Genomic DNA, 205 nt, shown 5'->3' with positions numbered 1-205 from the left:
CGAGGGGGTAAGGCCCCCAGCAGAACACTGGGTTGATAGGCCGGAGGTGTACAGCAGTAATGCCCAGCCGACCGGTACTAATAGGCCGAGGGCTTGTCTTACAAACCCTCAATCGAACCTACAAAGCGCCTCGCGTCCACTACATGATCTGACGATCAACTGAATACTTGGTTGATGTCGGTGTGCTGATTCCACCGACATCGAT

Annotated in this window: 1 rRNA gene; it reads left to right on the top strand. The window is 54.1% G+C overall.

The features are described 5' to 3' along the window. Nucleotides 1–101: ribosomal RNA gene (locus ACYQ0U_RS22920) — 23S ribosomal RNA — on the top strand; the annotation flags it as partial. Nucleotides 102–205: the final 104 nt, after the last annotated feature.

This window comes from Nocardioides pyridinolyticus, from assembly GCF_054653575.1.
Note: the sequence above shows the minus strand (reverse complement) of the source record. Positions and strands in the feature narration are given on the sequence as shown.